Genomic DNA, 24023 nt, shown 5'->3' with positions numbered 1-24023 from the left:
ATCCGGACCCGGCTGGTGATCAGCGCGGCGCAGCCGGGGGTGCCGGGCAGCAGCGGCCGGACCTGGGCGGCGTCGTGGGCGTTGTCGAGCAGCGCGAGCACCCGGCGGCCGTCCAGGGTGGAGCGGTAGAGCGCGGCGCGGTCGGCGAGCGAGTCCGGGATCGCGCTGTCGGACAGGCCCAGCGCCCGCAGGAACGAGCCGAGGACGGCCTCGGGTTCCGCGGGCCGGGCGTCGGTGCCCTGGAGGTCGACGTAGAGCTGCCCGTCGGGGAACGCGTCGCGGGCCGCGTGGGCGACGTGGACCGCCAGCGTCGTCTTGCCGACGCCGCCGAGTCCGGCCAGCGCGGAGACGGCGATGAGCACCCCATTCTCCGCAGCGTTGGCAAGCTGGCTACTAAGTTCTCGCACGAATACCGCACGCCCTGTGTAGTCCGGCACAGTGCCGGGTAGTTGTGCTGGTCGTCCCTGTATCGATACCGGCTCATCCATTTGGGCGGAAATCCCAAGGTTACTGTCGGCCTCGAGGATGCGCTGATGGAGGTCGGAGAGTTCAGCCGAAGGGTCGACGCCGAGCTCGTCGGCGAGCAGCCGTCTGGTGTCGGCGTAGACACCGAGCGCCTCGGCCTGCCGGCCGCTGCGGTAGAGGGCGAGCATCAGCAGGCAGCGCAGCCGCTCGCGCAGCGGGTGTTCGGCGGAGAGCGCGGTCAGTTCCGAGACGGCCTCGGCGTGCGCGGCCAGCTCCAGGTCCAGCTCCAGGCGGGTCTCGATGACGGTCAGCCGCCACTCCTCCAGCCGGGTGCGCTGAGCCTCCGCGTACGGGCCCGGCAGCCCGGCCAGCGGCTCGCCGCTCCACATCCCCAGCGCCGTGGCGAGCAACTCGCGGGCGCGCGCCGGGTCGCCCGCGCCGCGGGCCTTCTCGGCCTCGGCGGCGAGGCGCTCCGCGACGGCGAAGTCCAGCCCGTCCGACGCCACATGCAAGGCGTAGCCGCCGGACTCGGTGACCAGCGCGTCCGCGCCGAGCGCCTTGCGCAGCCGGAAGGCGTACGAACGCAGCGCGGCCAGCGCGGTGGTGGGCGCCGTCTCACCCCACAGGGCGTCAAGGAGTTCCGACGCGGTCGCCGTCCGGCCGCCGCGCAGCAGCAACGCAGCTAGCAGCGCGCGCTGCTGCGGGGAACCGGTAACGATCGGCTGGTCATCTCTCCAAACGCGCACCGGACCGAGTACCGCGAACCGCAGGCCATCCGTGCGTATGGCGTTTCGAGGCTCGTCGCGCAACGCCAGGGCCATAGTTGCTTGACGCCGATGCACATGGGCTCGTTCTTCAAAAAGAGCGTGCTGAGCTTCGCGGACAGCCGCCGTGGCCGGCAACCCAGCCAAAGGCTCCCCTCGCCACAAAGCCAGGGCAGCATCAAACGCCGACTTAGCGCGGTGGAGATCACCGTTTTGTTGAGCAGCCACACCTTCTCTCGACGAATCACGGAACCGATCGAGGTCCGCAACTCCAGGCGCCAACTGCAACTCGTACCGAACATGGGCGGGCAACGGGTGACGGTGAGTGACGATCGTCGGCCCGTCGACACCACCATCAAGTGCCGCCAACGTCTTTCGAAGGTGGTGCAGTTGCACCTGCAGTGCTGTCTGAGCCGTCGAGGGCGGGCTTGACCCCCAGAGACCGGCGTGAAGCTCTGACGCGGAGAGCGAACGGTCTGGTGCGACTAGAAGCAGTGCGAGCAGAGCGCGCTGTTGCGGGGGACCGAGTGGCATCTGCTGGCCGTCCCGCCACGCCACCACATCTCCGAGGACGTTCACCTCCAAGCTCACTCGTCCCCCTGCCTCATCTCGGCGCCGACTTAACGAGGTTACCAGTACGCCTAAGCAGACGTTAAGTCACTCTCGGTATTCATAGCGCGTCAGTCGGTCGTTCACAATGCGAGCTGCGGCCCCTCTCCGAACTTCCCAGGTCAAGCGCCAGCAGCCTGCGCGGCGTTGATCGCCGACCGGCGCACGGTGTCCCAGCCCGCTCTTGAACTTGCCCTGGCCTGCGCCTTGTGCGAGGGCAGCTCATTTAGCGGTTGATTATCCGAGGGTGCCAAGATGCCACGCATATAGCGACGAGGGGCGTCTGGTCCATCTATCGCTGTGCCCGCGCGGTCCGGGGGTGGTATCCCGGGCCGCCGGGCGTATTTTGACGTCAACTCTGGCCCTAGCGTGGGGACTTCCGCTAGCGTTCTGCTCCAGCAACCGAACACGGCTGTGAGCGAGCCGGGCGCCCCTACCAAGCGCCTGTCACGGATCTCCCACCGGCGTGGACGGAACATCGGACCAGACGCCGTCGCTAGGAGTACCGCTCGCCATGAATGTTTCGGCTGCCTCCTCATCATCAACAGCCCCCGTCATCGTTACGTTGGCCTTCTTCGTCCTCGTGGCCTACCTGGTCAACGTGCTGCGCACTACGCAGCGCCCGGTCGGAGTGATCACAGCAATCGCCGGCCTCGTAGGAGCTCTTCCTGCGATTCTCTACGCCCTGCACTACGCCGCAAACACATGACCGACCCTGCCCCTGCCGATAACCTCATCCGCCCTGGTGGGAGCCGGTTTGCGGGTGCGCGCGATCACGGGTACCAGCGCGCAAAATGGGCCTCTCGCACGGTTGGTGACCGCCCCAGCATGATGATCGCGTGCTGTTGCGACGGGCTTTGCGCGTGCCGATAAATTATCCGCCCAGGTCACGGTCTTGATCGCCGATCTGCGGCTGTGCCTGCCCCTCACCCCAATCTCTTCACTGAACGGGGAATGGACCGGCATCATGATTTGTCGTGCTGCTGCGCCTGGCCTACCTCGCCGCGACCAACGCCTTCGCCTTCCTTCGCCTGCTGCCGATGAGCGACCGCGACAAGGACATCGAGATCCTTGCGCTCCGACACCAACTATTGGTTCTGCAGCGCCAGGTCGGCAGGCCCGCCTTCACCGAGACCGATCGCGCCATTCTCGCCGGTCTGCTCCATCACCTGCCGATGGACAAGCTCCGCCAGCTCCTGCTGCTTGTGCGTCCAGAAACTATCCTGCGATGGCACCGCAACCTGCTGAAACGGCGCCACGCTGCGACCTGCGCCCCCAAGCGGCGTGGACGCCCACCCACGATCGGCTCGATCCGCGCCCTGGTCCTGCGCCTCGCCCGCGAGAACTCCTCGTGGGGATATCGCCGCATCCACGGCGAACTCGCCGCGCTCGGAATCAAGGTCGCAGCCTCCACCGTCTGGGAGATCCTCAAGGAGCACGGCATCCCACCCGCTCCCGAACGCCAGAACATCACCTGGGCCGACTTCCTTCGCAATCAGGCCGACGCCCTGCTCGCCTGCGACTTCTTCGAAACCCGCACCCTGACCGGGGCGAGACTGTACGTCTTCGCGGTCATCGAGCACTCCACCCGGCGCATTCGGATCCTGGGCACAACGGCACACCCCACCGCTCAGTGGGTGGCCCAGCTCGGACGCAACCTCGTCATGGACCTCGAAGACGCAGGTAGCAAGGCCCGCTTCCTCATCCGCGACCGCGACTCCAAGTTCACGTCCGCCTTCGACGCGCTGCTGGCGGACGCCGGACTGAAGGTCGTCACCACCGGCATCCGGATGCCGCGTATTAACTCCATCATGGAGCGCTGGATCCAGACCTGCCGACACGAACTCCTAGACAGAACACTGATCTGGAACCAGAGCCACCTTCTCCACGCGCTCCGCGAGTTCGAAATCTTCTACAACGGGCATCGACCCCACCAGGCTCTCGGCCAAGCCGCTCCACTCCGAGCACTCCCCCACCCAAACAACGAACCAGCCCAGATCAGACGTCTCGAGGTCCATCGAAGAGATCGACTCGGAGGAACCCTCCACGAGTACCACCATGCCGCCTGACCAGGCCGGATGATTAATCGGCACCCACAGAGTTGGCGGCGGGGTCGACCCGAACGGCTGGACGCCTCCACGATCGGTATCGCCACGGTCCCGCGGGCATGGCCACCTGACGCAATCTGGCAATCAACACGCGTCGACAGCACAGAATCCGCAACCTCACAGCCACGCCTTCTACGATCCCTTCAACCGGCCTTTCGACCAGCCGAACAACCTCTGAGCAGGCCATCTACGCGAGCAACGGGAGTTTGAAACGCCCCTGGCCTGGCGACGTCCACCGTCCGCGGAGGCCGCTCTAGTCGGTGGCAGGCTTCCGTCGACGGAGCAAGACCAAGATCGCTATTGCGGCAAGCGTCATCCACGCCTTGCCCAAGATCTGACCCGGCAGGTACTCGAGGGAATTAAACGCCAACTTGAGAAAGAGGAAGCTGTCCGACAGCAAGCCAACCAGGTTCGAGGCTGCCATGGCGAGCAGGAAGCCTCGTTTCCGCAGGGGCTCATAGACAACGAAGTCCATGCCTTCGGCGACGGCGAAGGCGGCGGCTGACGCTCCAGCCAGTGCCGGGTCGGCAAGAAAGTACGACACGACGGTACCTATGACGATCGCCGCGAGCACGGCCCCGCGGCCAGCCGCTTCCCTCGCAAGGTCGCGCAACACAAGGGCAAGTCCCACCATGTAGACCCCCGCTGGGGCAACGTATCCGAAGCCCACTGGTACGGCTCCGAAGTGTGTAACTGCGAGGTTGGCGGCAGGAATAGTGGCGACGTAGGCGACGAGCGTGGCGGTGGCAGCAGGTGTGGGAACGTTCACGATCTACTTTCTGTTTCAACGAAGCAGGAGCTACACCCCAACCCGCCTCAGAGAGTCGGCGGTGGGGCGAGCGCCCAGACAGTACAGCTCATGCCACTGACAGCAGGTCTCGGTCCACAGCCCGAGACCTGCGGCTTGGAACCCGCGTCACGGCCAGGCGGCCCCACGTTTCAAAAGATGGCGATTCACCCTGCACCAAGTGCGAGCCCGCCAAAAAGATCGACCGAAGACCGCAGGCGGTGTCGGGCTCGCGCCTCAACATCACGTAGCGACGAGGAGCCCGTCCGACCGATCGTGAGGCCGGCCGAACTCGCGCCCACGGGGCGCCGCCCTTTCAGCCGCCTTCCATCCCTGCTCACCAGGGGAGCAAATGTTTCCTTTGCTACATATTGCCCAACTTTTCGCGGCGGTGCCACTGTTCAGCGAGCGCGAATCCACGCCAATTTCGAATGTATATACGAATCTCACTCAATCTCCGTTGCCGCTGTTGTCAGTGGTTACCTCTAAGCTCGTCAGGGTGGGTAAACGAGCACGTGGGGGCGAGTAAAAGGATGGCTTCTGGCTTCACAGTCGGACAGTTCGTCGAGTTCACGGGGGCTCCGGGCATCGGCCGGGTTGCGGCTGTCGACGGCGACATGCTGCGCATCGACTTCTTCGAATCAATAGCGGAGGAGGTCGTACACGCCCAGCATGTGCCGGCCAAGAGTTGCTGGCGTGCCCGGCTCGACCCCGAGACGCGGGTCTACTGGCGCCAACCGAGCACCGGAGACTGGCTCGCGGGCCGAGTCACGGGAGAACGCCTCCCCGAATATTTCATCCAGGTTCCCAACGAGAAGTGGAACGAACTGGCGAGCGAGCGTGACCTTAGGGTGCGTTGGGATCGCCCCGTCCACAACCCCCGTCAAGTCCTCACGAGCGGCGGCAACGAGTCCGGGTACTTTCGTGATGCTCGGCTGCCCTTCCTGCGCGATCTCGTAGCCCAACGAGCTGCCTGCGCGAACATGGCGGCGCTGCTCTCCTCGGCTGCCGAGATCTTTCCGCATCAGGTCCGTGCGGCAATGACGGTGCTCTCCGATCCGGTACAGCGATACCTCATCGCTGATGAGGTCGGCCTGGGGAAGACCATCGAGGCTGGCTTCGTCATCCGCCAGACCCTTCTCGATGATCCGCGGGCGCAGGTCACCGTCGTCGCCCCCGAACCGCTTCGGCGTCAGTGGGACAAGGAGCTCCGCACTAAGTTCTTCATCGACGACTTTCCGTCAGCGCGGATCGTGATCACGTCGCATGAGACGCCGGAGAAGTGGTCCGCCTACCACGACAGCGCCCTTGTCGTCGTGGACGAGGCGCATGCGCTGGTCCAGGACAGCGGTGAGAACCTCACCCCCTACCGCGAACTGGCCGCCTTGGCGCATGCTGCCCCGAAGCTTCTACTGCTGTCCGCGACCCCTGTGACCTCTCGGTACACCACTCACCTCGGGCTGCTCCACCTCCTCGACCCCAACCTCTACAGCTGGGACGATCGCGAAGGCTTCGAGCACCGCTACGCTCTGCGTGCCGAATTGGCAGACAGCGTCTATGCCCTGGACGCCACCTTCACCTTCCTGTTGAGGTCAACGCTCGACGACATCCGGCGGCTCCTCCCGCATGACCCCGGATTCGAAAGTCTTGCGGGTCGGGTCGCCGAGTGCCTCACCGAGGACGATGACCTCCGTGACGGAGTGGAAGCCGACGATCTTTCCCTGCGCGTAGAGGAGCTACGGGGACACATCAGTGAGACGTACCGCCTGCACCGCAGGGTGATCCGGCACCGGCGCGACCAAGTGGTGCTTCCAGACGACGAAGACGAAGAGAGCGAACCCTACGCCGTCCGCGGCCGGGAACGGCCGGAAGTTCTCCACCTTCCTTCCGCCTTCGATCCCGTCGAAATTGCCCTCGTTGAGTGGCGTACCGGCGTATCGAATCACTTGCTCGATGCCGGCCTAGAAGGCGAGACCACAACCTACGGACGCATCCTCAGCGTCCTCACCTCCCGAGCAGGCGGGCCTTTCGAAGACTTCGCCGACACTTTGCGCTGGCGCGTAAACGGAGACGCTCAAGCGGCACAACGAGCCGGTCTCAGTCCTCAAGAACAAGACCTGCTCGCCATCCCCACCCACATTCCTGCAGAGGAGCAGGCACTCCTTGAGCTTGAGAGAGAACTCAACGAAACAGAGGACAACCAGCAGATCAGGGCGACGGCTCGCGCTCTCATCCCGGCGCTGAAGCTCGGTGGACGCATCGTTGTGTTCTGTGGCCCGGGGGCACTGGCGCACCAACTCACGGTACGCCTAGGAGAGTTGTCCCGCTCCGCGCAGGTTGCGGAGCACACCCGCCGGATCGGCGCCTCGGGTTCCGAGGACGCGGTCGCAAAATGGCGCACAGCGTCGGGCACGTCGGTCCTCGTCGTCGACGACACCGCCGAGGACGGACTGAACCTTCAGGTCGCAGATGCCGTCGTCCATGTACGTCTGCCGTGGAACCCAAACCAGCTTGAGCAACGGATCGGACGAGTAGACCGCTATCGCAACACCGAATCCGTCAGCCAGTCCGATGCCGCCAGCCAGTACGTGCTCAGCGCAAGCGCCGAGCACGAAGCCCTTGGCACAGCGTGGCTGGACCTGCTGCTCGACGGTTACAACATCTTCTCGAAGTCGGCGTCGACGCTGCAGGACGCCATCGCGGAAGGCCTCGACGCAGTCTGGACCGACGCACTGCGGATCGGGCCTACAGGGCTCGCATCTGCGCAGCAACGCGTAAAGGATCAGCTCCTCGAAGCTCGCCAACAGATCGAGAAGATGGACATGCTTGAGGCCATCTACCTTGACGCCGATGGCCGGGACAACACGGCCAAGGCCATCAGAGACCTGGAAGTGAACTGGAAGGACATCCAACGCGCTGCCTTCCAGTACACGAGCGAAGGATCTGGCGGCATCAACATTCGACGCTCCGATCACATCGTCGGCGAAACCGTCTTCGACCTCGTAGAGTCCCGGCCGCATGTGCCACCGCGACTGTACCTGGCACAGACTGCCGCGCTGACTCCGGCCGTGACGCGGGGGACGTTCAACCGGTCAAAGGCTCTGCGCTCCCCAGGCACCCGGGTGTTCCGTATCGGCAACCCCTTCATCGACATGCTCTCCTCGCTGAGCGCCATCGACGAACGTGGCCAGGCAACTGCCTTCCAGCGCATCGACCCCAGCCACACGGGGGATCCAGAACCCTACTTCGGCTTCGACTTCCTTGTTGAGGCCGATATTTCGTCAGCAGCAGAGACGATGACCAACCCGGAAGAGGTGAGCCGGGCGTTGCAGCGACAGGCTGACCTTCTGCTTCCACCGTTCACTCGCAGAGTGTGGGTGCGGGCAGGGAGCACCGAGGCGCTGACCCTCGCCACGGCGCTCGAGTGGCTGAACAGCCCTTACGACAACCGGAAGTGCCGGAACTTCAACAACCAGCGGTTTCGTGAGCTTGTCGGCATCTTCGGCGGCTGGTCGGAGTTCCAGCACTCTGCTGAGACCGCCGAGAAGGTCGCACGCAACGAACTCTTCCGTGTCACCGACCTGGCGGCGCTCAGCACCGAAGCCCAGGAGCGGGCTCGCCGGCGACTTGCCGTGACCCGGGCCCAGGCAGAGGCACGTAGGGCTGCCGGACGACTCTTGCGCGATACCGAGAGCCAACTGGCCGACGTGAACACCGCCAGTCTGCTCATCGACGGACTCACGCAGCCGAACGTACGGCTCATGTCCGCTACGTGCATTGTCCGCGGGGGAAACGGAGCCCAACATCATGCGTGACAGTTGGACCGCGGCTCAAGAGCTCTTTGACACCTGGCCGTTGGTTCCCCCGACGTCCGAGGACGCGGAATACCGCGGAACTCTGCGACGACTCAAGGACACCCTCGAAGGGCTTATGGAACGCCGGTCTTCATGGCGTGACGTGGCAGCACTGACACGACAAGTCCTTCTTGAAGCCCAAGCACACGGAAACAACTCTGGCCTCGAAGTCCCGCTCGGCGCACCGCTGCCCACACGGTTGCAGTGGGAACAACTCCACTGCCACGCCCTCCCGTCTGGTCGCCGCGCCCTGGTCACAGCCCTGCCATGGCACCCTGACGTATCAGACCAGAAGGCCACCGAGGCCGCTGAGTACGACTTCCAGCAGATTCACCTCGGAGAGAGTCTCCATCAGCATCTTGCGTTGGAACCCTGCCCAGCCGATCCCTTCTGGATCCAGGCTCTCGGCGAGGACTACGCCGAGTACAAGTCGATCGGCCAGCGCCAAGCAGCACGTACCGTAGCACTCGCAGAACCGGGCAGCACTGTGATCGCCTGTCTGCCGACCGGCCACGGAAAGACTGCACTCGTGCAGGCTCCCGCGCTCCTCTCAAGTAAGCGCAGCGGCGTGACCCTGGTCGTCGTGCCAACGGTTGTGCTCGCCCTGGACATGGAGCGCCGCGCCCAAGAGTTGTTGAGCGCCCGCGGCCGGCAAAGTCCTACTGGCCGCTACGCCTACATCGGCAACCTGGACAAGAACCTCAAGCAGCAGTTGCGAGAGGACATCCGGTCTGGCAGCCAGCGGCTGGTCTTTACAAATCCTGAATCGCTCGTGTCCGGCCTGAAGTCCGCTCTCGAAGACGCTGCCGAGGCAGGCCACCTGCAGTACTTCGTCGTCGACGAGGCTCATCTTGTCGAGCAGTGGGGCGAGGGCTTCCGGCCTGAGTTCCAAACCATGTCCGTCCACCGTCGTACCTGGTTGAGCACCGCCCCTGCAGGGCGTGAACCCGTCACCGTCTGTATGAGCGCGACACTGACCGAACAGCAGGTGACCACGCTCGAGAAACTCTTCGCAGGGTCCAAGGCCGCTGAGATCGTTTGGGGCGCCCAGTTGCGCCACGAGCCTAGCTACTACATCGACGACTTCACGGAGGAAGAGGAACGCACGGAGGCAGTCCTTCGTGCCGTCGACCGTCTGCCGAAACCACTGGCTCTGTACGTGACAGAGCGGAAAGACGCCCGGGCATGGGCAGATCGCCTACGCAGCGCTGGCTACAGGCGAGTCGCTGATGTCGCCGGCTATTCAAGCCCCGACGAGCGTCGTCAGGCCGTAGAAGGATGGGGCGGCCGTTCCGCTTTGGGGCCCATCCCCACCCAGTACGACATCGTCGTAGGAACCTCAGCCTTCGGCCTGGGTGTTGACATCCCCGACGTCCGCAGCGTGGTGCACGCATGCCTGCCGGAAACCGTCGACCGCTACTACCAAGAGGTAGGGCGGACCGGCCGGGACGGATGCCCGTCCGTGGCTTACCTGGCATCGGCCCCCCGAGACCTGCCCGTCGCCGAGGGCATCAACCGGCAGGCGATCATTAGGGCCGACACTGCCTGGTCAAGATGGCGGTGGATGTGGGACGTCCGGGATAAGACGTATACGCGTCCGCGGCACTACCTCATCAACCTCGACTCGATCCCGGACAACGTCCATGACATCTCCGAGGCCAACCGGGACTGGAACATTCGCACCCTGAACCTCATGCTGCGCGCGGGGCTCATCGAACTCCATGTCCCTGAACCACCCCAACGGAACGAAGGCGAACCGCGTGCGGTCTTCCAGGAACGCCTCAACCAGTTCTACGAGTTGGCGTCCACACATGTCGACGTCTCCATCGCAGACACGCAGACCAATGACGAGGAACACTTCCAGGCTCGCTTCGAAACTGAGCGCCGGCGCTCGATCACTGCTCAGAGGACCGCACTTACTGATCTCCGGACCTTGCTGCGCGGCGATCGCTGCACCGGCGAGGTACTCAGCACGTACTACCGGGTGCAACGAGGCGCAGCCCCGCTGCTGTCGGGTATCAACTGCCGAGGCTGCCCCAACTGCAGATCGACAGGCCTTCCTACAGACAACGGCTTTTACAGGCTGGCGGGAGACCCTCATCCGCTAGTTCCTGCCCCCCCGAGGGCCAATCGCGACCCCCTCGGGACCTTGCGCGGCACCGCTTCATGCCTCAGCTTGTGGTGGGGGACCGACGCCGAGCGCCAGGTTAATGTGCCCCGGCTTCTGGAGATGTTGGCCCTTCGCGGTATGAACGTGATCGGCGGACCAGGGATCACCTCCCGCCTAGCCGAGACCCTCCAAGGGGATGTGGCGCCCCGCCCGATCATCCGTGACACCGACGCAGACCTGCTGCGCTTTTACGACGGCCCCATCGTGTGGGTTCTGGACGATGATCCGTCGTCCGTCGACAGCGTGCTCAGGTCACGTCTTGGTTCGCCAGACGTGACGTACCTGATCCACCCACGGGGCATGCCGCATCCAGAGCGGCCAGCCCTGCCCTTCACCGCTCTTCATCCTCAAAACTTCCCCGTCCGGTATGCGTTGGAGTCGTTCTGATGGCCCTGATCAACGTGGACGCTTCGCGCCCTGACCCCATGTGGGCAGTCGTCCGTCTACTAGCCCACTCGAAGAAGCCTGTATCGCTCAACAGCGCACGCGCCCTGTTGAGTCCGCCCACGCTAGCTTCCCGAGAGAAGGACGATGCGTCGGAGATGTTCAGCAAGGCCATCAAGACGCTGCGGGAACTCGGGTTGCTTCACGTTCACGACTCCACCAGTGAGCTGAAACTTGTCGGACCCGCCGCACCTCTCGACGGCCACGACTGGGATGCCTTCTCCGCTGCTCTGCGCACCGCCGTGCTCGCGCCTGAACGCAACAGCGGTTTGGGAGACAACGAGGAGCAGAAGGAATCCCGAGACCTCACTCGGGCCCTGGCCTGGTTTCTCACCCTGGATCCTATGGAGGCTCCGGTGGCTTGGGAGCAAGCGCAGAAGCTCAGGCAGAACGCCTTGAAGCCGGAGGCCGGCCCCGCCATCGTCAACGCTGAGCGTTGGCGGCCGTTCGGAGACTGGGCTCCCGCGTTGGGGCTCGCTGCCCGCCCCCTCCTCTCTGGGGAAGGCAGTAGTCCATTGACTCCGGACTGCACCGCCGCTGTCAGGTACGTCGCCCAGAGCCTGTGGGAGCCTGGCCAGCAGATCAACGCCGTAGCAGCCGTCCGAAGCATCCGTGAGCACTTGCCAGTGCTGCCGGGCGGCGAATACGCGCGGGCTCTTCAGCTCGAGAACCCAGGTGATCGTGTGGCCGGCGCTTCCCTCTCCTTTGCACTGCTGCGTGGTAGCGACGAGAAATGGCTGCGCCTGGAGCTCGATTCCGATGCCCCTCTAGTACTGCAGGTAGCCGACCCAGAGCAGCCTTCGAGCCCGCGCTACGTAAGCGACATCACGATGCAGGAGGGCCCGAGTGCCTGAATTTCGCGGAAAGGTCTGTTGGGACCCCGCGACTGCCGCCAACACCATCGGCGTCGAGGCCATCTCTCCTTCTCCTGCCGTCTTCCGGGCCACGCATGCTCCTCTGCGGATCCAGCGAGCGCGACTCGATGGCCGCCAACTTGTGCGCGAGGGGCGGCCGGTCGATGAACGGGCAGTCCTTGATGACTTCCTGAATCATGAGTCCAACACCGGCGCGCTGCTCATGCCCATCGTGGGCGAGTCTGGTTCTGGAAAGTCGCACCTCGTCCGGTGGGTGCGCGAGCATCTTGATCTGGTCGACGATCAGCCTGCATCTCGTGAGGTCATCTACCTTGAGAAGCACAGGACGAGCCTGAAGGCAGTAGTGCAAAGCCTGATCGCCCAGGCTGACAGCGATGAACTGAAGCAGTTGAAGGCGGAGATCGACAAGTTCACCGCTGACATCGACGCATCAGTGCTCGCTCGGCGCCTCATCCATTCTCTTAACGAGACCCTTGTAGCCGAGACAGGGCGCGGGGTCTCGGGGCCGGCGCGGCAGCTCTTCGGCCCTCAAGGGCTCGGGGCACTCCTTGATGATCCGCACGTCAGTGAATTCATGCTCAGGCCGGAGAAGTTTGTTCCTCAACTGGCCACCTACCTCCTACGGGACCGCACCAAGGGGGAAGGAGATCGCCCTCCGAAGTTCACCGTTCATGATCTCCCGCTGGACATCACCGGTGTCAGCAAGGCATCAGCCCTAGCCAAGAAATGGGTTCAGGTCCTCAGTTCCAAGGCCGAACTTCAGGAGATCGCGATCGACCTCCTGAACGAGCACTTGGAGACTGCGATTAACCGGAGTTTCAACCTGGGCATGGGGCGCCTGCTAGAAGCTATGACCCTTGTCCGGGAGGAGTACCACCGGCAGGGCAAGGAGATCATTCTTCTCATCGAGGACTTTGCCCTCATCCAGGGCGTTCAGAAGGACCTGCTCGACGCCATCGTCGAAGCGGCCCATCGCGACGGCTCCACCCGCCTGGCTCCCATCCGCACCCTCATGGCGGTAACCACCGGCTACTTCCGTGACTTGCCGGAAACAGCCCTCACACGCGTACGTGCAAACCTTGGCTACGCCTACGACCTGGATGTGCCGTTCAGCGAGGAAGACACCGGCGAAGAGGCCATCGCCGCATTCGTAGGCCGGTACCTTAACGCAGCACGTATCGGCAAGGATCGACTGGAGCAAACAGGCGACGCAGAGCCGACGAACGCATGCGACGAGTGCCCGCTACAGGCACGCTGCCACGATGCGTTCGGGGCATCCCCGGACGGTTACGGACTGTACCCCTTCAACAGGTCGGCCCTGACCCGCGCGGTCCACTCGACTGCTTCGAAGGACGAGCCGTGGGCGTTCGTTCCTCGAACCGTTTTGGGAAGCGTGGTGCGGCCAGTCCTCATTCAGCACGCTAGCTCGCTGCGGAGAGGAGAGTTCCCGGACTCTTCCTTCTCCGAGAGGTTCCCTACTGCTGAGATCGATCAGCCCCTCAGCACAGCCGTGCAGCAACTCGTAGAACGCGGCGATCCTGTTGCCGCCGACCGGCGCAAGCGGGTACTTGAGTTCTGGGAAGATGCAGCCGCTCGGGGCATTGAAATCGACCCCGCGGTGCTGGAGGCGTTCGCCCTCAGCCCTATGGCGGCCGAGTCTCCGATGCTTTCTGAGCAGCCGCGACGTGCTGCAGAGCCCTCCCGGCAATCCAGCACCTCGTCGAGCACCGCCAAAACGGAGGACAAGACCTATCCACCGTCGGTGCAGCGGAGCCTTCAGAACATCGAGGAATGGGTAACCCGCGGCGACGACCTCAAGCAGGATCATGCTCGGACGATCCGCACAGTCGTTGCCACAGCGGTGGCCCAGCGGTACCGGTGGAATACACCTCTCATGCAGGCGCAAGCCAGTGTGAAGGACAAGGGTTGGCCGAACAATGCCACCGTCGTCAGCATCGAAGGCTCCGCGGTCGCAGGCATCAGCGGTGCTGACAGCGCCCCCATCCAGTTCAAGCGGAGCGCGACGAACAGTAGGTTCTTCCAAAGCCTGATCCGTGCGCAGTACGGGCTGGATCAGGTCCGTGGGGAGGACGTCCGGAGGCTGGCTACCGTCGCCGAAGAGTACTCCCGTGCGTTGGCAACCAGAGTTCAGCGCAACTTGGAGGTCACAGACGACGACCTTGTGGTAGGCCTGCGCGCATCCCTTCTGGGAGCAGTTCTTGCGGGCCGCGCCTGGCCTGGCATGAGCATCGAGGAGTTGCTGGCGGCTGCAGTGGACGACGGCGAGAGCTGGAAGGGCGCCGGCACTATGTCGAGGCCTGAGCGGTGGACCGTCGCACTCAACCAGCACCTCGCTGCGCGCGGCGCCCTGGTTAAGCGCATCTGTACCGGGGTCGGCATCTCTCAGGGCAGCCGAGGAGCCGTGGGTATGATCGATGCTGCCCGGGCAGTCCCTCTGCTGGCGCAGGCAGCCGCCAACTGGTCATGGGAAACACCGGTGAGCACCGTCCCGGAATGGATCAAGCCTGCAGTCAAACCGTTCGCGTCATGGCCCGCCCTGATCGAGGGACAGATCACGATGCTCAACGATCTGCTCCGCGACATCCGACTGCGGCAACCGCGCAGCACCCCGGGGAAGAACACCCTCGCCAGCATCAAGTCTGCCGTTGACCGGGCCAGGGAGGTCAGCTTGTCGCTGTCTACTCAGCGAGCACGCGATCTTGATTTGCTCCTTGAGCAGGCAAGTGCCGTGGAGTGGTCCACGATCTCCGCGCTGGAGGATGAACTGGGGCGTTGCCACGACGACAACCGTCCAGAGGCGACCCTTCTCACCGCGCGCATCCACACAGCCGCCCAGGACCGTGGATCCTCCATCGAGGTCGTTCGGAACCTGCTGTATGTGGCTGATGAGTGGCTCGACGAAGCCCTGAAGGGTGCTGAGATGCGGGCAAGTTCTTCGGCTGCCAAGAGCGCAGCCGATGGCGTACAGGAACTCGTTGCCGAATGGCGCTCTCTGGTAGCCGAAGGGGTGGATGGCCAGTGACCCAGATGTCCGTGTACGAGAAGGCAAAGCTGCTTGAAGATCACGCCTCCCGCATCGCCGACGGCGAGGAGTCTCAGCGTCAGGCCACCCGGGTTTCAACTCGATTGATGGAGCTTCGGTCCCAACTCAGCCGAGTGCGCTCTCAGTTGGCCGTCACGGAAGCGCTGCAGGCCCGGGGCGCGGGCCTCGACATCGACCTGTCCAGCGTCGATGACGGGAGAGCAGGCTTTGAGCGCAGCTTGGGGCCCAGCGGCCTCCCCTCCAATCAGGTGTTCAACACGGCGAAGAAGAAAGCACAGGTAGTTGCTGATCGTCTTGGGGAAGCGAATCAAGCCGCTTGGTCCGTGTGGACGGGGCAGCTACTCGAGGAGCTGCCCGTAGCGCGGATCTCGATGCTTCTCGATCCAGGGGCCGAGAAGCAGGCATCCGCCCGCCATGCTGAGATTGAGCGCGTGGCAAAGGGCAAAGCGTCCAAGGACTCCATCACTAACTTCGCTGTCACGCATGCTGGCTTGGCTGAACTACTTCAGGACGCTCAAGACCCGCCGCGGGCACTAGCCGTTCTGCTGGATCGACTGCGCGAGCAGTCCGGTCTCACGCTACGCGACGTCACCGACGAAGAGATCGCGCTCATCCGTGAATACGGGATGGATGCCCACATCAGCCTGAAGAGGAAGGGCTCGTGAACCAGCGCAGCATGGACCAGGACTTCACCAATGAACTCCTCAACCGCTTGGAAGACCTTGAGCTGCCACTGCTCTCGTGGGGCGTGACGGAGGGTTCGCTCTCTGAAGACGACGTGGTCGAATGTATCGAGTCTGTTCTCAGCAACCATCCGAAGGCCCCGGGGAACGTCTCACCTCATGACGTACTCCAGGAGATGCGCGGCCTCGCCCTGATCTGGAAGGTGCCTTGGCCGAATGACGGGCCGGCACGCTATCGCACGCGATTCGCCGAGTCGCTCCGCCTCACAGCCGGACTTCGCCAGCTCTTCCGGCCTCGGGGCGACTGGGCAGAAGAGGCACCAAGTGGATGGTGGCGTCAAGGAAGGCGTCTTGTTGCCGACTACCGGCTGCACACGCGCTATCGGCGCTACCCCAAGCGTGACATCTCTGCCCCAGAGGCGCTCAAGCAGTTGGGGACTTCGCCTAGTTGGGGAGGCCTCCAGGACGGTGTGGCCAAGGCCTATCTGGGTGGAAAGAGCCTGGCAGGCTTCCAGCTGGAAGCAACACAAGCCGTCTATGAGTCACTTGCCCACCAGGACAAGTCCAGCGGAATCATTGTCGGGGCCGGCACCGGTAGCGGCAAGACTCTCTCGTTCTACCTGCCCGCGTTCGCCGCAATGGCGACGCACGCTCCGGGAAGCGTCCACACTCTGGCCCTGTACCCGCGTACTGAGTTGTTGCGTGACCAACTCAAGGACGCCGTCACGGAAGCCAGCAAGGTTGAACAGGTGCTTTCGCAACAGGGGAGGCGCTACCTTCGCATCGGCGCTCTCTACGGAAGCACACCGAACGACTCCAACGATCCGCGGCGGCTAGCTGCCGGCAGAGGATCAGGTCGTTGGAAGCGATTCCAAGACGGATTCATCTGTCCCTTCCTTCCATGCCCGAACGACGAATGCGAGAACGGTGAGTTGGTGTGGTCCGATCAGGACCGCGCAGCCGACATCGAGCGTCTCGTCTGCTGGCGCTGCCAGCATGAGGTGCCGGACGGACGGCTTGCCCTCACTCGTAAGTCCCTGCGGAGCAGTCCACCCGATCTGCTGTTCACGACGACGGAAATGCTGAACAACTGCAGCGCGGACAGCTTCCTCGAAGGCCTTCTAGGCTGGAGAGGCGGGCAGGTTCCTTCGCTGATGCTCCTCGACGAGGTTCACACCTATTCCGGCGTGCATGGTGCCCAAGTCGCCTACCTGCTGCGCAGGTGGCGTGAGGCAGCCCGCAAACCTGTCACGTTCGTTGGCCTGAGTGCGACGCTTCGCGACGCCAAAGAGTTCTTCGCCCAGCTCGTCGGCCTACGCGACGCCGACATCGACTCCATCGCTCCGTCCGAGGACTGCATGGTGGAGGAGGGCCGCGAGTACGCGCTGGCCCTGCGCGGCGATCCGGTGGCAGGGGCCAGCCTGCTGTCGACGTCGATCCAGACCGCAATGCTCTTCGGCCGAGTGCTCGACCCAAGTGACGAGACCTTTCTGTACGGATCCACCGGCTTCCTGTTCACCGACGACCTGGACGTCACCAACCGCTTCTACAAGTACCTACGCGACGCGGAAGGCGACCAGGACCACTTCGGTCGCATGAGCCGACGTGGTGAAGTACTTGCCGGGCTCCGCTCACGCGCACGGCCTGAGCCCGAGGCCCGGTACAACGAGGGCCAGTCATGGGATCTAGTGGAGAAGATTGGGAACGAACTCGCCCCCGATCTGCGCATGCACCACTTGATCATTGGCCGCACGTCTTCGCAGGACGCCGGCGTTAACCACAACGCCAGACTGACTATCGCCACCGCCTCCCTGGAGGTGGGGTTCAACGACCCCCGAGTTGGCTTCGTGCTTCAGCACAAGGCACCTCGCAATGCCGCCTCCTTTATCCAGCGCCGCGGACGCGCTGGTCGCGCTCGGGGGACGCGGCCAGTGACCGTCGTGACCCTCTCTGACTACGGTCGTGATCGCCTCGCCTACCAGGGCTACGAGACGCTCTTCGCGCCAGAGGTCGCGGCGATCAAACTGCCTCTGCGGAACCGGTATGTCCTCAAGATCCAAGGCGCCCAGGCCCTTCTCGACTGGGCTGGGCGCCGGCTGCGCAGCAAGGGTGTCCGGAGTGCAGACCCGCGCAAACTCCTGAAAGCACCGGCGGCCGGTGCAGTGAATCCCCGCTTTGAGGCAGAGCACAAGGCCCTCATCCAGGTTTTCGATGAGTTGCTGAATGACAGCCGTGTCCAGGACCAGTTCGCAAAGCACCTCACCAGGGCGCTGCAACTCCCCCCCGACGAAGCGCAGGCCGTGTTGTGGGAACAGCCGCGGTCACTGCTACTAGCTGTGGCGCCCACCGCACTACGACGGCTCAACTCCGGTTGGAAGCCACTGGTGACTGACGCTGGTGCCGTGAACGGCGCCATGCTGCCCGAGTACATCACTCGAGCTCTGTTTGAACCCTTGAATCTTCCAGAGGTCGATCTGGAACTCCCCTTTGATGACGGAGATGGAGCCGTCGAGCCGATGCCAATTGGGAGAGCCCTGACGGAGGCTGTCCCCGGCCGAGTCAGCCGACGTTTCGGGTATTTGAGCGATGACCACCGCACGTGGCTCCCTCTCCCTTCCGAAGGCAGTGACGTTCTGAATCTCACCCAGTTCGTGAGGGATGGGACGCCCGAGGGCCCTTGGCGGCCCCATGAGCACGGCGGGGAGGAATTCGAGGTCGTCAGGCCGAAGCGGATGGGGCTGGTCGAGCCAGATGGCGACATCACTGACCAGTCGCAGGGCGTGCCGGTGTGGGGTACACAGGTTGTTGTCCCTGACGATGTTTCGTTCGACGAAGGGATGGTGCCGAAACCGTCCCCATGGCAGCGGCGGATCGACACCGTCAGCTTCGCGACACACGCAGCCGGGAACCCCGTCGAGGTGCGGCGTATGACGATCGGTGCCGAGTGCACGGTCCGCCGTGAACGCCAGGGCAGCGAGAACCAGTCCGTCCGCTACGAACTCCGCGGTAAACCAGCTGCCCTCGGCTTCCGCCTCGGCGTCGATGCTGCCTGTTTCAGGTTGCGGCCCTTGAACGTCGAAGACCCGGCGGTCAAGCAGTACCTGGCCCAGCCGCAATGGCGGGCCCTTGCGTTCTCACACGCGGTCCAAGAAGATCCTGAACTGGCCGATATCTCGAACTTCTTCCAGCGGGAGCGACTCGCACAGATCTACCTGACGGCTTTCGCGTTGGCTGGTCTGGCTTCCGAACGCACGAACGGAGAGATCCGCACGCTTCTCGCGAGTGGTGGCTGGAGCAGGGACCTGGCAAGAATCTTCCAGGTGCTCTATCGCGATGCCGACTTGTCCGAGGAGCACATGGACAATGACCGCCTTGTAGCGGAACTGAGCACACTGGTCACCCACGGCACGGTCATCGCGGCTCTTAACCGAGCAGCTAACCTCCTTGTGATCGAGGACGTGTCCGCCGACACGGCTGACTTGGCACGGCGGGCCTACCGAGACACCATGGCCGCCGGGATACGGGCCGCCGCCCAGCGTGCTTGCCCGAACGCGCAGGACGGCGACCTCATCGTCGATGTACTGCCAGCCGACGAACCGGACGGGCTGACGACCATCTGGCTCAGTGAGACCTCCGTCGGGGGCCTCGGCGTGATCGAGCAGCTGATCGACTACTACTCGGCGGATCCTCGACGGTTCTGGGGACTTGTGACGAGCAGTCTCGCACCCAGTGAATTCGAGCATGTGGATGCCACTTTGACGCGTCTTCTCGAGCATGTAGTTGAGGAACCAGGAGGTGCCGCCGCATGTGCCATGGCAACGCTTCGCGCTAACGTGCCGGCGCAGCAGGCCCAAGACGCACTCGTTGATCTTCGCGACGCATGGGCCAGATTGGATGGACCGCCTCGGCATGCGGCAGTTGCGGCCTTGTCTACACGCTTGCTACGTCCGGGCTCCGGGACCGACATCGACGCCGCGGCTCTCGCTCTCGTAAGAGCCTGGGCTGCACTCGAAGAGCGTCTGGGGATTGAAGTCGATGCACGCGTCGTGGCCTACGCCGTGGGATCGAACCAACTCGTATTGTCGGGAGTCCGTGCGCTTACTGCCGACCAGGTCTTCAGCCTCCTATGGCCTCGAGGTCACCAGGCTCGTACCCAGGACTTGAAGCACTACCAGCCGTACGCCAAGACCCCAATATTGGAACGGCTCCTGGTCCAGGCCGCCCACGATGACCGGCTGCCCGAAGTCGATGTGACGCAGCCTGCCTGGATTGAGTCCTACCGCAACCATCTCGCAGAGACCTCCGCCGTCGACCTGACTTGTCCCGCCGGCAAGGAGGAGTCAATGGCGCAAGCCTTGAAGCAGATTCCTGTCACCCACATTGACCGGGACGTACTGCGCATCTACGGAGAGGTTTGCGGAATCCTCCGTCAGCGCCACGAACTCCGGGTCCGCATCGAGTTGCGGGAGGCCTCGCAGTGAAGTCCCAGGAACGCACAATCCGCACCGGGCTACACACCACTGTGCGCGTCGACACCATGCTGACCTCGGCTCTGATCGCGGAGTTTATTGCTCCTAGCGATCACTTGTGGCTAGTGTCACCGTGGATCACCGATGTCCAGGTCCTCGACAACAGCCACGGTTCGTACGATGCACTGTTCGGCGATGTTCCACCTCAGAGTTGTCGCCTATCCGATGCCATCGCCCGCATCGCCCACGGTGGCGCAAAGATCCATGTCGTTACCCGCACTGACGCGCACAACGACGACTTCCTGCGCCGCCTCACCAAGGCAGCCGCGCCGGAACGTGTCCATTTGGCGCAGGATCCGAACATCCACGAGAAAACCCTGTGTGGCAAAGACTGGATGCTCAGCGGCTCGATGAACTTCACCATTCGCGGCATGGCAAAGAACGACGAGAGAGTGACCTACACGGCAGGTAGTGACGCCGCTGCCCAGGCACGCCTGGACCTGGCCGAGCGGTGGGGAGATGCCGCATGACTCAGCCCAAACACTGGACGTCGGAACGTATCCAGGCATTCCTCAGCGCATTCTTTGGAGCAGGCAACGATGCCTGGCCCGACATGGGGCCGGACTACGCTCACAAGGAGCGCACCGAGCCCTTCGTCAAGGTTCTGCTGAACGGCGGCGATGCACCTATCGTCCTTCCGCGGTGGGACGCCGACAGCCAACAATTCGCCATGTACGCCATCGCACGCGACCAGGCTGACGTGACGAAGACAGCTGAGTTGATCGAAGCCTTCGCAGGGCCGACGTATATCTACTGCGACATGGAGCGTGGCGGGCTGCGCCCATCCCGGCTCAACCCGGATGACCCGGTAGAACGCGCCATCTTGAACTTCGCCGGCGAGCGCGTGACCTTCAGGCTGACAACCGCGCAGCCCTCACGTTACCGACAGAGCCTCACCGACGCATTGCTCTTGATGCAGAAGACCTACACAAGCCGCCCGCCTCGCCTGTGGCGTGCAGTCAAACCCATCGGTCGGCTCATCGCGGAGTTCGATGCTGCTCTCGCGGCGGGCGGTGAAGCAGCTTCCCAAGATCTACTGGAGCAGTTGGCGGCGGCCGGTGGACTCACCGCCACGAACCTGGCGCACCTCAGGCTCAAGCGCCTGGATCGCCTCGGAGTGAGCAACAAGGTTCTCGCATTTCCGAACCTGCCGGACATCGTGCACCAGGATCCACCCGCTGCGGTGAAGGCCGCCATTCTCAACGCTGTCTACACGGTGGCCCTCGAGGAGCCTCTCGCTACGCGAGACCTCGACGCGGCCAAAGAGGGCCTCATCGCCCACGGCAGGGTGGTCCCTGAACTGCTTGGCGGCGACCCCCGGTCGTATGGTCCTCAGGCGATGACCGTCGTCTTGCTTGCGGCCGTGATTCTCGATGATGTGACAGTTGCTCGCCGGGCATTGGCGGCCGTCGAGGAACTGGAGCAAGCTCCCCAGATCTCGGCACTCGTTCTGAGTGAGGCCGAGCGTCTGGCGGCAATGCCGGTTCCTGATGCGGTGGACGAAGCATCCTCGAAGGTATCCCCTGACGCTGATGCAGGCGTGCCCGTCGAGTCTTGGCCAGAGTTGTTCTCTGCACTTGCTGATGGAAGCCCGACTGGCAAGCAGGCCGTCGAAGACGAAGTGTGGGCGCTGTGGCCCTCCCCGGCGCAGAACGATGACGTTCTGGCGGAGTTCTTGGACGGGTTGAGCGATGGCGCTGCGGGTGAACTGTGGCGTGCTGTCGGTTCGTTCCTCGATGCCGTGGGCTACGACGAGCCGGCGCCGAAGAGCGCGCATGCCTTCATCCGTAATGCCGTGGCCTTCGGCCGCTACGGCCCGGGTGATCTGGCTGTGCTGCAAGCTCTGATGGACATCGCTCTTCGGGCCTCGCCCGCCGCTGACACCTACGGAGAGATCCTCAAGGACGTTAGCTCGGAGTGCAGTCGGTGGATCGCTCCCGAACGGGCCTCGGCCGCCTTGGACTTCGTTGACCGCCTATTTCTTGCTGCGTGTCCTGACGTAGACGCCCGCGAGAGATTGTGTGTCGATCTCCTCGCACCGTTGTCCGTTCACCGGCACCGCCTTGCGGAAGCTGACCTGGCCTTCGCGCAGCGGCTCACTCATGAACTTGGCCTGGCCGGTCTCGATTGGGCCGTCCCCGAAGAGGAAGGCGTGCAGGATGACCCCCTGGCGTCAATGCCTCCTTCGACGCTGCTCTTGTACTCCCTGGACGAGGCGGTGCTCACCAGGTGCCGGGAGGAGTTGCAGAAGATCGCTCCTGCTGTGAAGGTCGCGACTGCCTATGACCACGTTGGCACGCCGCAGTTGCGAGAGAAGGCGCGCAGGGCGGACGTGGTCGTTCTAGCGACGCGTTGCGCCAAGCACGCCGCCACCGGCTTCATTACTCAGCACACTGGCAATGACGTGCCGATCGAGTACGCGAATGGCAGCGGCTCGGCGTCTCTCCTGCGCGCAGCAGAGCGAGGCCTACGGCGCACGATCGCCGAGAGCGTCTGACGCACTGGTGGTCTCCCCGATCTGTTCGGGGAGACCACCAGATGGAACCGCGGAACTTGACTACTTGCTGACTAGGGCCTGCAGGTGGGTGCTGAGCAGCCGCACGTCGTTGGCCGTGTTCTGGAGACCGTTCCAGTTGCGTTCCTGGCCATCCGAGAACTTCCACGTGCCGGAAGTCCAGGCCACGTGCTTCTCGAGTCGGCGCAGGGTGATGCGGATCTTGTCCCAGTTGACCTTGTCGAAGTGGACGCCTGTGGTAAGTCGATCCATGACGTAGCCCATGGCCTGGATGCCCACACCATGGGTCAACCTCGACTCCTTGGGCGGCTTGTTCCACGCATCCTCGAAGAGGTTCTCCACTGCCGTCCAGAAGGACAGAAGGTGCGCCAGCATCGCGTCGTCGTCCCCGGTACCGTCCTCAGCGTTCCGGTACTGGTACAAGGAGCCCTCGTAGATGCTGTGCTCCAGCATTCTCAGAATGCTGTTGTCCTTGATGTTGCCGGTAGGCGACGTAGGGCTGCTGATCCTTCCGCAGAACGGACCGTCCCCCATATTCAGAAGGACCATGATCTTCGCGGCGAGTTGACGGCGCGCGTACGCGCGCGGCAACTTGGCGGTGGTTTCCGGCAGGAGTTCGTACACGAGCCCCTTGGGCAGTGGCTTGGTCGAGTTGACCAAGATGAACTGCGACCGCTGCTCTTCCTGAGAGGCGATGAAGCCCACAGCTGCGACGGGGAACTCTGCGAGGTCAGCGTCCCTGATGGCCGCGCTGCGCTGCTGACCGTCCACGAGCCAGGCCGGCTTCTCTTCATCAGGCAACGACTCGTCAACCGGGATGATCAGTTCGCCGGGGATGGAGTAGCTCACACTGCCGCCGCGGACCGCGGGTTCGAACGTGACGCGATCATCGAAACCGAGAACCACAGCGTTGGGAAGCATCGCCCCCTCGGACTCAAGGTAGCGGCGGATCGAGCGGATGTGGCTTTGGACCTCGGGCCGCTGGTACCCCTGCAGCTTCTTCTGGCTGTCGCGCCGGATGCGCGAGACGGCGGCAAAGTCCTCCAACTTCTTGCCGTCGACAGCGAAGCAGTAGATCTCCTTGTCACCTTGGAGCACCTTGAGGGCGGGAACCTTCAGTACGTAGCGGTCGGCCACATCATCTCCTGTTTAAGTT

At 63.7% G+C, this 24023-nt stretch carries 13 protein-coding genes and 1 pseudogene; 10 read left to right on the top strand and 4 right to left on the bottom strand.

All coding sequences use genetic code 11. The annotated features are described in order from the left end of the window. Together O3W51_RS31830 and O3W51_RS48980 are read right to left on the bottom strand one after the other, a co-directional pair. On the bottom strand, positions 1–1286 hold a 1286-nt coding region (locus O3W51_RS31830; RefSeq protein WP_269287911.1), incomplete at its 3' end, for an AfsR/SARP family transcriptional regulator. Positions 1287–1331: 45 nt separating this feature from the next. After that, positions 1332–1763, bottom strand: a pseudogene (locus O3W51_RS48980) (AfsR/SARP family transcriptional regulator); the annotation flags it as partial. Between the two features lie 589 nt (positions 1764–2352). On the opposite strand from O3W51_RS48980, the gene O3W51_RS31820 reads away from it, so the two are divergent. Together O3W51_RS31820 and O3W51_RS31815 are read left to right on the top strand one after the other, a co-directional pair. Then, a complete protein-coding gene (locus O3W51_RS31820; protein ID WP_269287909.1) occupies positions 2353–2547 on the top strand; it encodes a hypothetical protein in 195 nt (64 codons plus the stop codon). 268 nt (positions 2548–2815) lie between these two features. Continuing rightward, positions 2816–3907, top strand: a complete 1092-nt coding sequence (locus O3W51_RS31815) for an integrase core domain-containing protein (protein WP_269287907.1) — start codon at positions 2816–2818, stop codon at positions 3905–3907. Positions 3908–4199: 292 nt separating this feature from the next. Here O3W51_RS31815 and O3W51_RS31810 read toward each other — a convergent pair whose 3' ends face one another. Then, positions 4200–4715 (bottom strand): VUT family protein, encoded by a 516-nt coding sequence (locus tag O3W51_RS31810; protein WP_269287905.1) that lies wholly within the window; start codon positions 4713–4715, stop codon positions 4200–4202. 551 nt (positions 4716–5266) lie between these two features. Here O3W51_RS31810 and dpdE point away from each other — a divergent pair. Genes dpdE through dpdD form a run of 8 tightly spaced genes read left to right on the top strand, consistent with a single transcriptional unit; the run spans position 5267 to position 22849 of the window. After that, entirely contained in the window at positions 5267–8548 is a 3282-nt protein-coding gene (gene dpdE / locus O3W51_RS31805; protein ID WP_269287904.1) for a protein DpdE, read from the top strand. Further along, entirely contained in the window at positions 8541–11144 is a 2604-nt protein-coding gene (gene dpdF / locus O3W51_RS31800) for a protein DpdF (RefSeq protein ID WP_269287903.1), read from the top strand. The genes dpdE and dpdF overlap by 8 nt, the downstream gene beginning before the upstream one ends. After that, on the top strand, positions 11144–12055 hold the full coding sequence (dpdG, locus tag O3W51_RS31795) for a protein DpdG (protein WP_269287901.1): 912 nt from the start codon (positions 11144–11146) through the stop codon (positions 12053–12055). Before dpdF ends, dpdG begins: the two co-directional genes overlap by 1 nt. Beyond that, the gene (gene dpdH, locus O3W51_RS31790; RefSeq protein ID WP_269287899.1) at positions 12048–15119 is read left to right on the top strand and encodes a protein DpdH; all 3072 of its coding nucleotides are present in this window, start codon (positions 12048–12050) and stop codon (positions 15117–15119) included. Before dpdG ends, dpdH begins: the two co-directional genes overlap by 8 nt. Beyond that, on the top strand, positions 15116–15805 hold the full coding sequence (locus O3W51_RS31785) for a hypothetical protein (protein WP_269287898.1): 690 nt from the start codon (positions 15116–15118) through the stop codon (positions 15803–15805). Before dpdH ends, O3W51_RS31785 begins: the two co-directional genes overlap by 4 nt. Continuing rightward, a complete protein-coding gene (gene dpdJ / locus O3W51_RS31780; RefSeq protein ID WP_269287897.1) occupies positions 15802–20304 on the top strand; it encodes a protein DpdJ in 4503 nt (1500 codons plus the stop codon). The genes O3W51_RS31785 and dpdJ overlap by 4 nt, the downstream gene beginning before the upstream one ends. Beyond that, complete coding sequence (dpdK, locus tag O3W51_RS31775) at positions 20301–20822, top strand: phospholipase D-like domain-containing protein DpdK (RefSeq protein WP_269287895.1); 522 nt, start codon at positions 20301–20303, stop codon at positions 20820–20822. The genes dpdJ and dpdK overlap by 4 nt, the downstream gene beginning before the upstream one ends. Then, a complete protein-coding gene (gene dpdD, locus O3W51_RS31770) occupies positions 20819–22849 on the top strand; it encodes a protein DpdD (protein WP_269287893.1) in 2031 nt (676 codons plus the stop codon). The genes dpdK and dpdD overlap by 4 nt, the downstream gene beginning before the upstream one ends. A 60-nt stretch (positions 22850–22909) precedes the next feature. Here the strand turns inward: dpdD and dbpB are convergent, their stop codons facing one another. Next, positions 22910–24004 (bottom strand): DGQHR domain-containing protein DpdB, encoded by a 1095-nt coding sequence (dbpB, locus tag O3W51_RS31765; RefSeq protein WP_269287892.1) that lies wholly within the window; start codon positions 24002–24004, stop codon positions 22910–22912. Positions 24005–24023 lie beyond the last annotated feature (19 nt).

It is taken from the genome of Streptomyces sp. H39-C1, assembly GCF_027158125.1.
Lineage (GTDB): Bacteria > Actinomycetota > Actinomycetes > Streptomycetales > Streptomycetaceae > Actinacidiphila > Actinacidiphila fildesensis.
The sequence above is the reverse complement of the archived record's forward strand: the minus strand, read 5'-3'. Positions and strand labels throughout refer to the sequence as shown.

What these genes read in the sequence shown, in the direction of transcription:
- dpdE (WP_269287904.1), top strand. Translation starts at nt 5,267, where the DNA reads ATGGCTTCTGGCTTCACAGTCGGACAGTTCGTCGAGTTCACGGGGGCT.
- dpdD (WP_269287893.1), top strand. Translation starts at nt 20,819, where the DNA reads ATGACTCAGCCCAAACACTGGACGTCGGAACGTATCCAGGCATTCCTC.
- dpdG (WP_269287901.1), top strand. Translation starts at nt 11,144, where the DNA reads ATGGCCCTGATCAACGTGGACGCTTCGCGCCCTGACCCCATGTGGGCA.
- O3W51_RS31820 (WP_269287909.1), top strand. Translation starts at nt 2,353, where the DNA reads ATGAATGTTTCGGCTGCCTCCTCATCATCAACAGCCCCCGTCATCGTT.
- dpdF (WP_269287903.1), top strand. Translation starts at nt 8,541, where the DNA reads ATGCGTGACAGTTGGACCGCGGCTCAAGAGCTCTTTGACACCTGGCCG.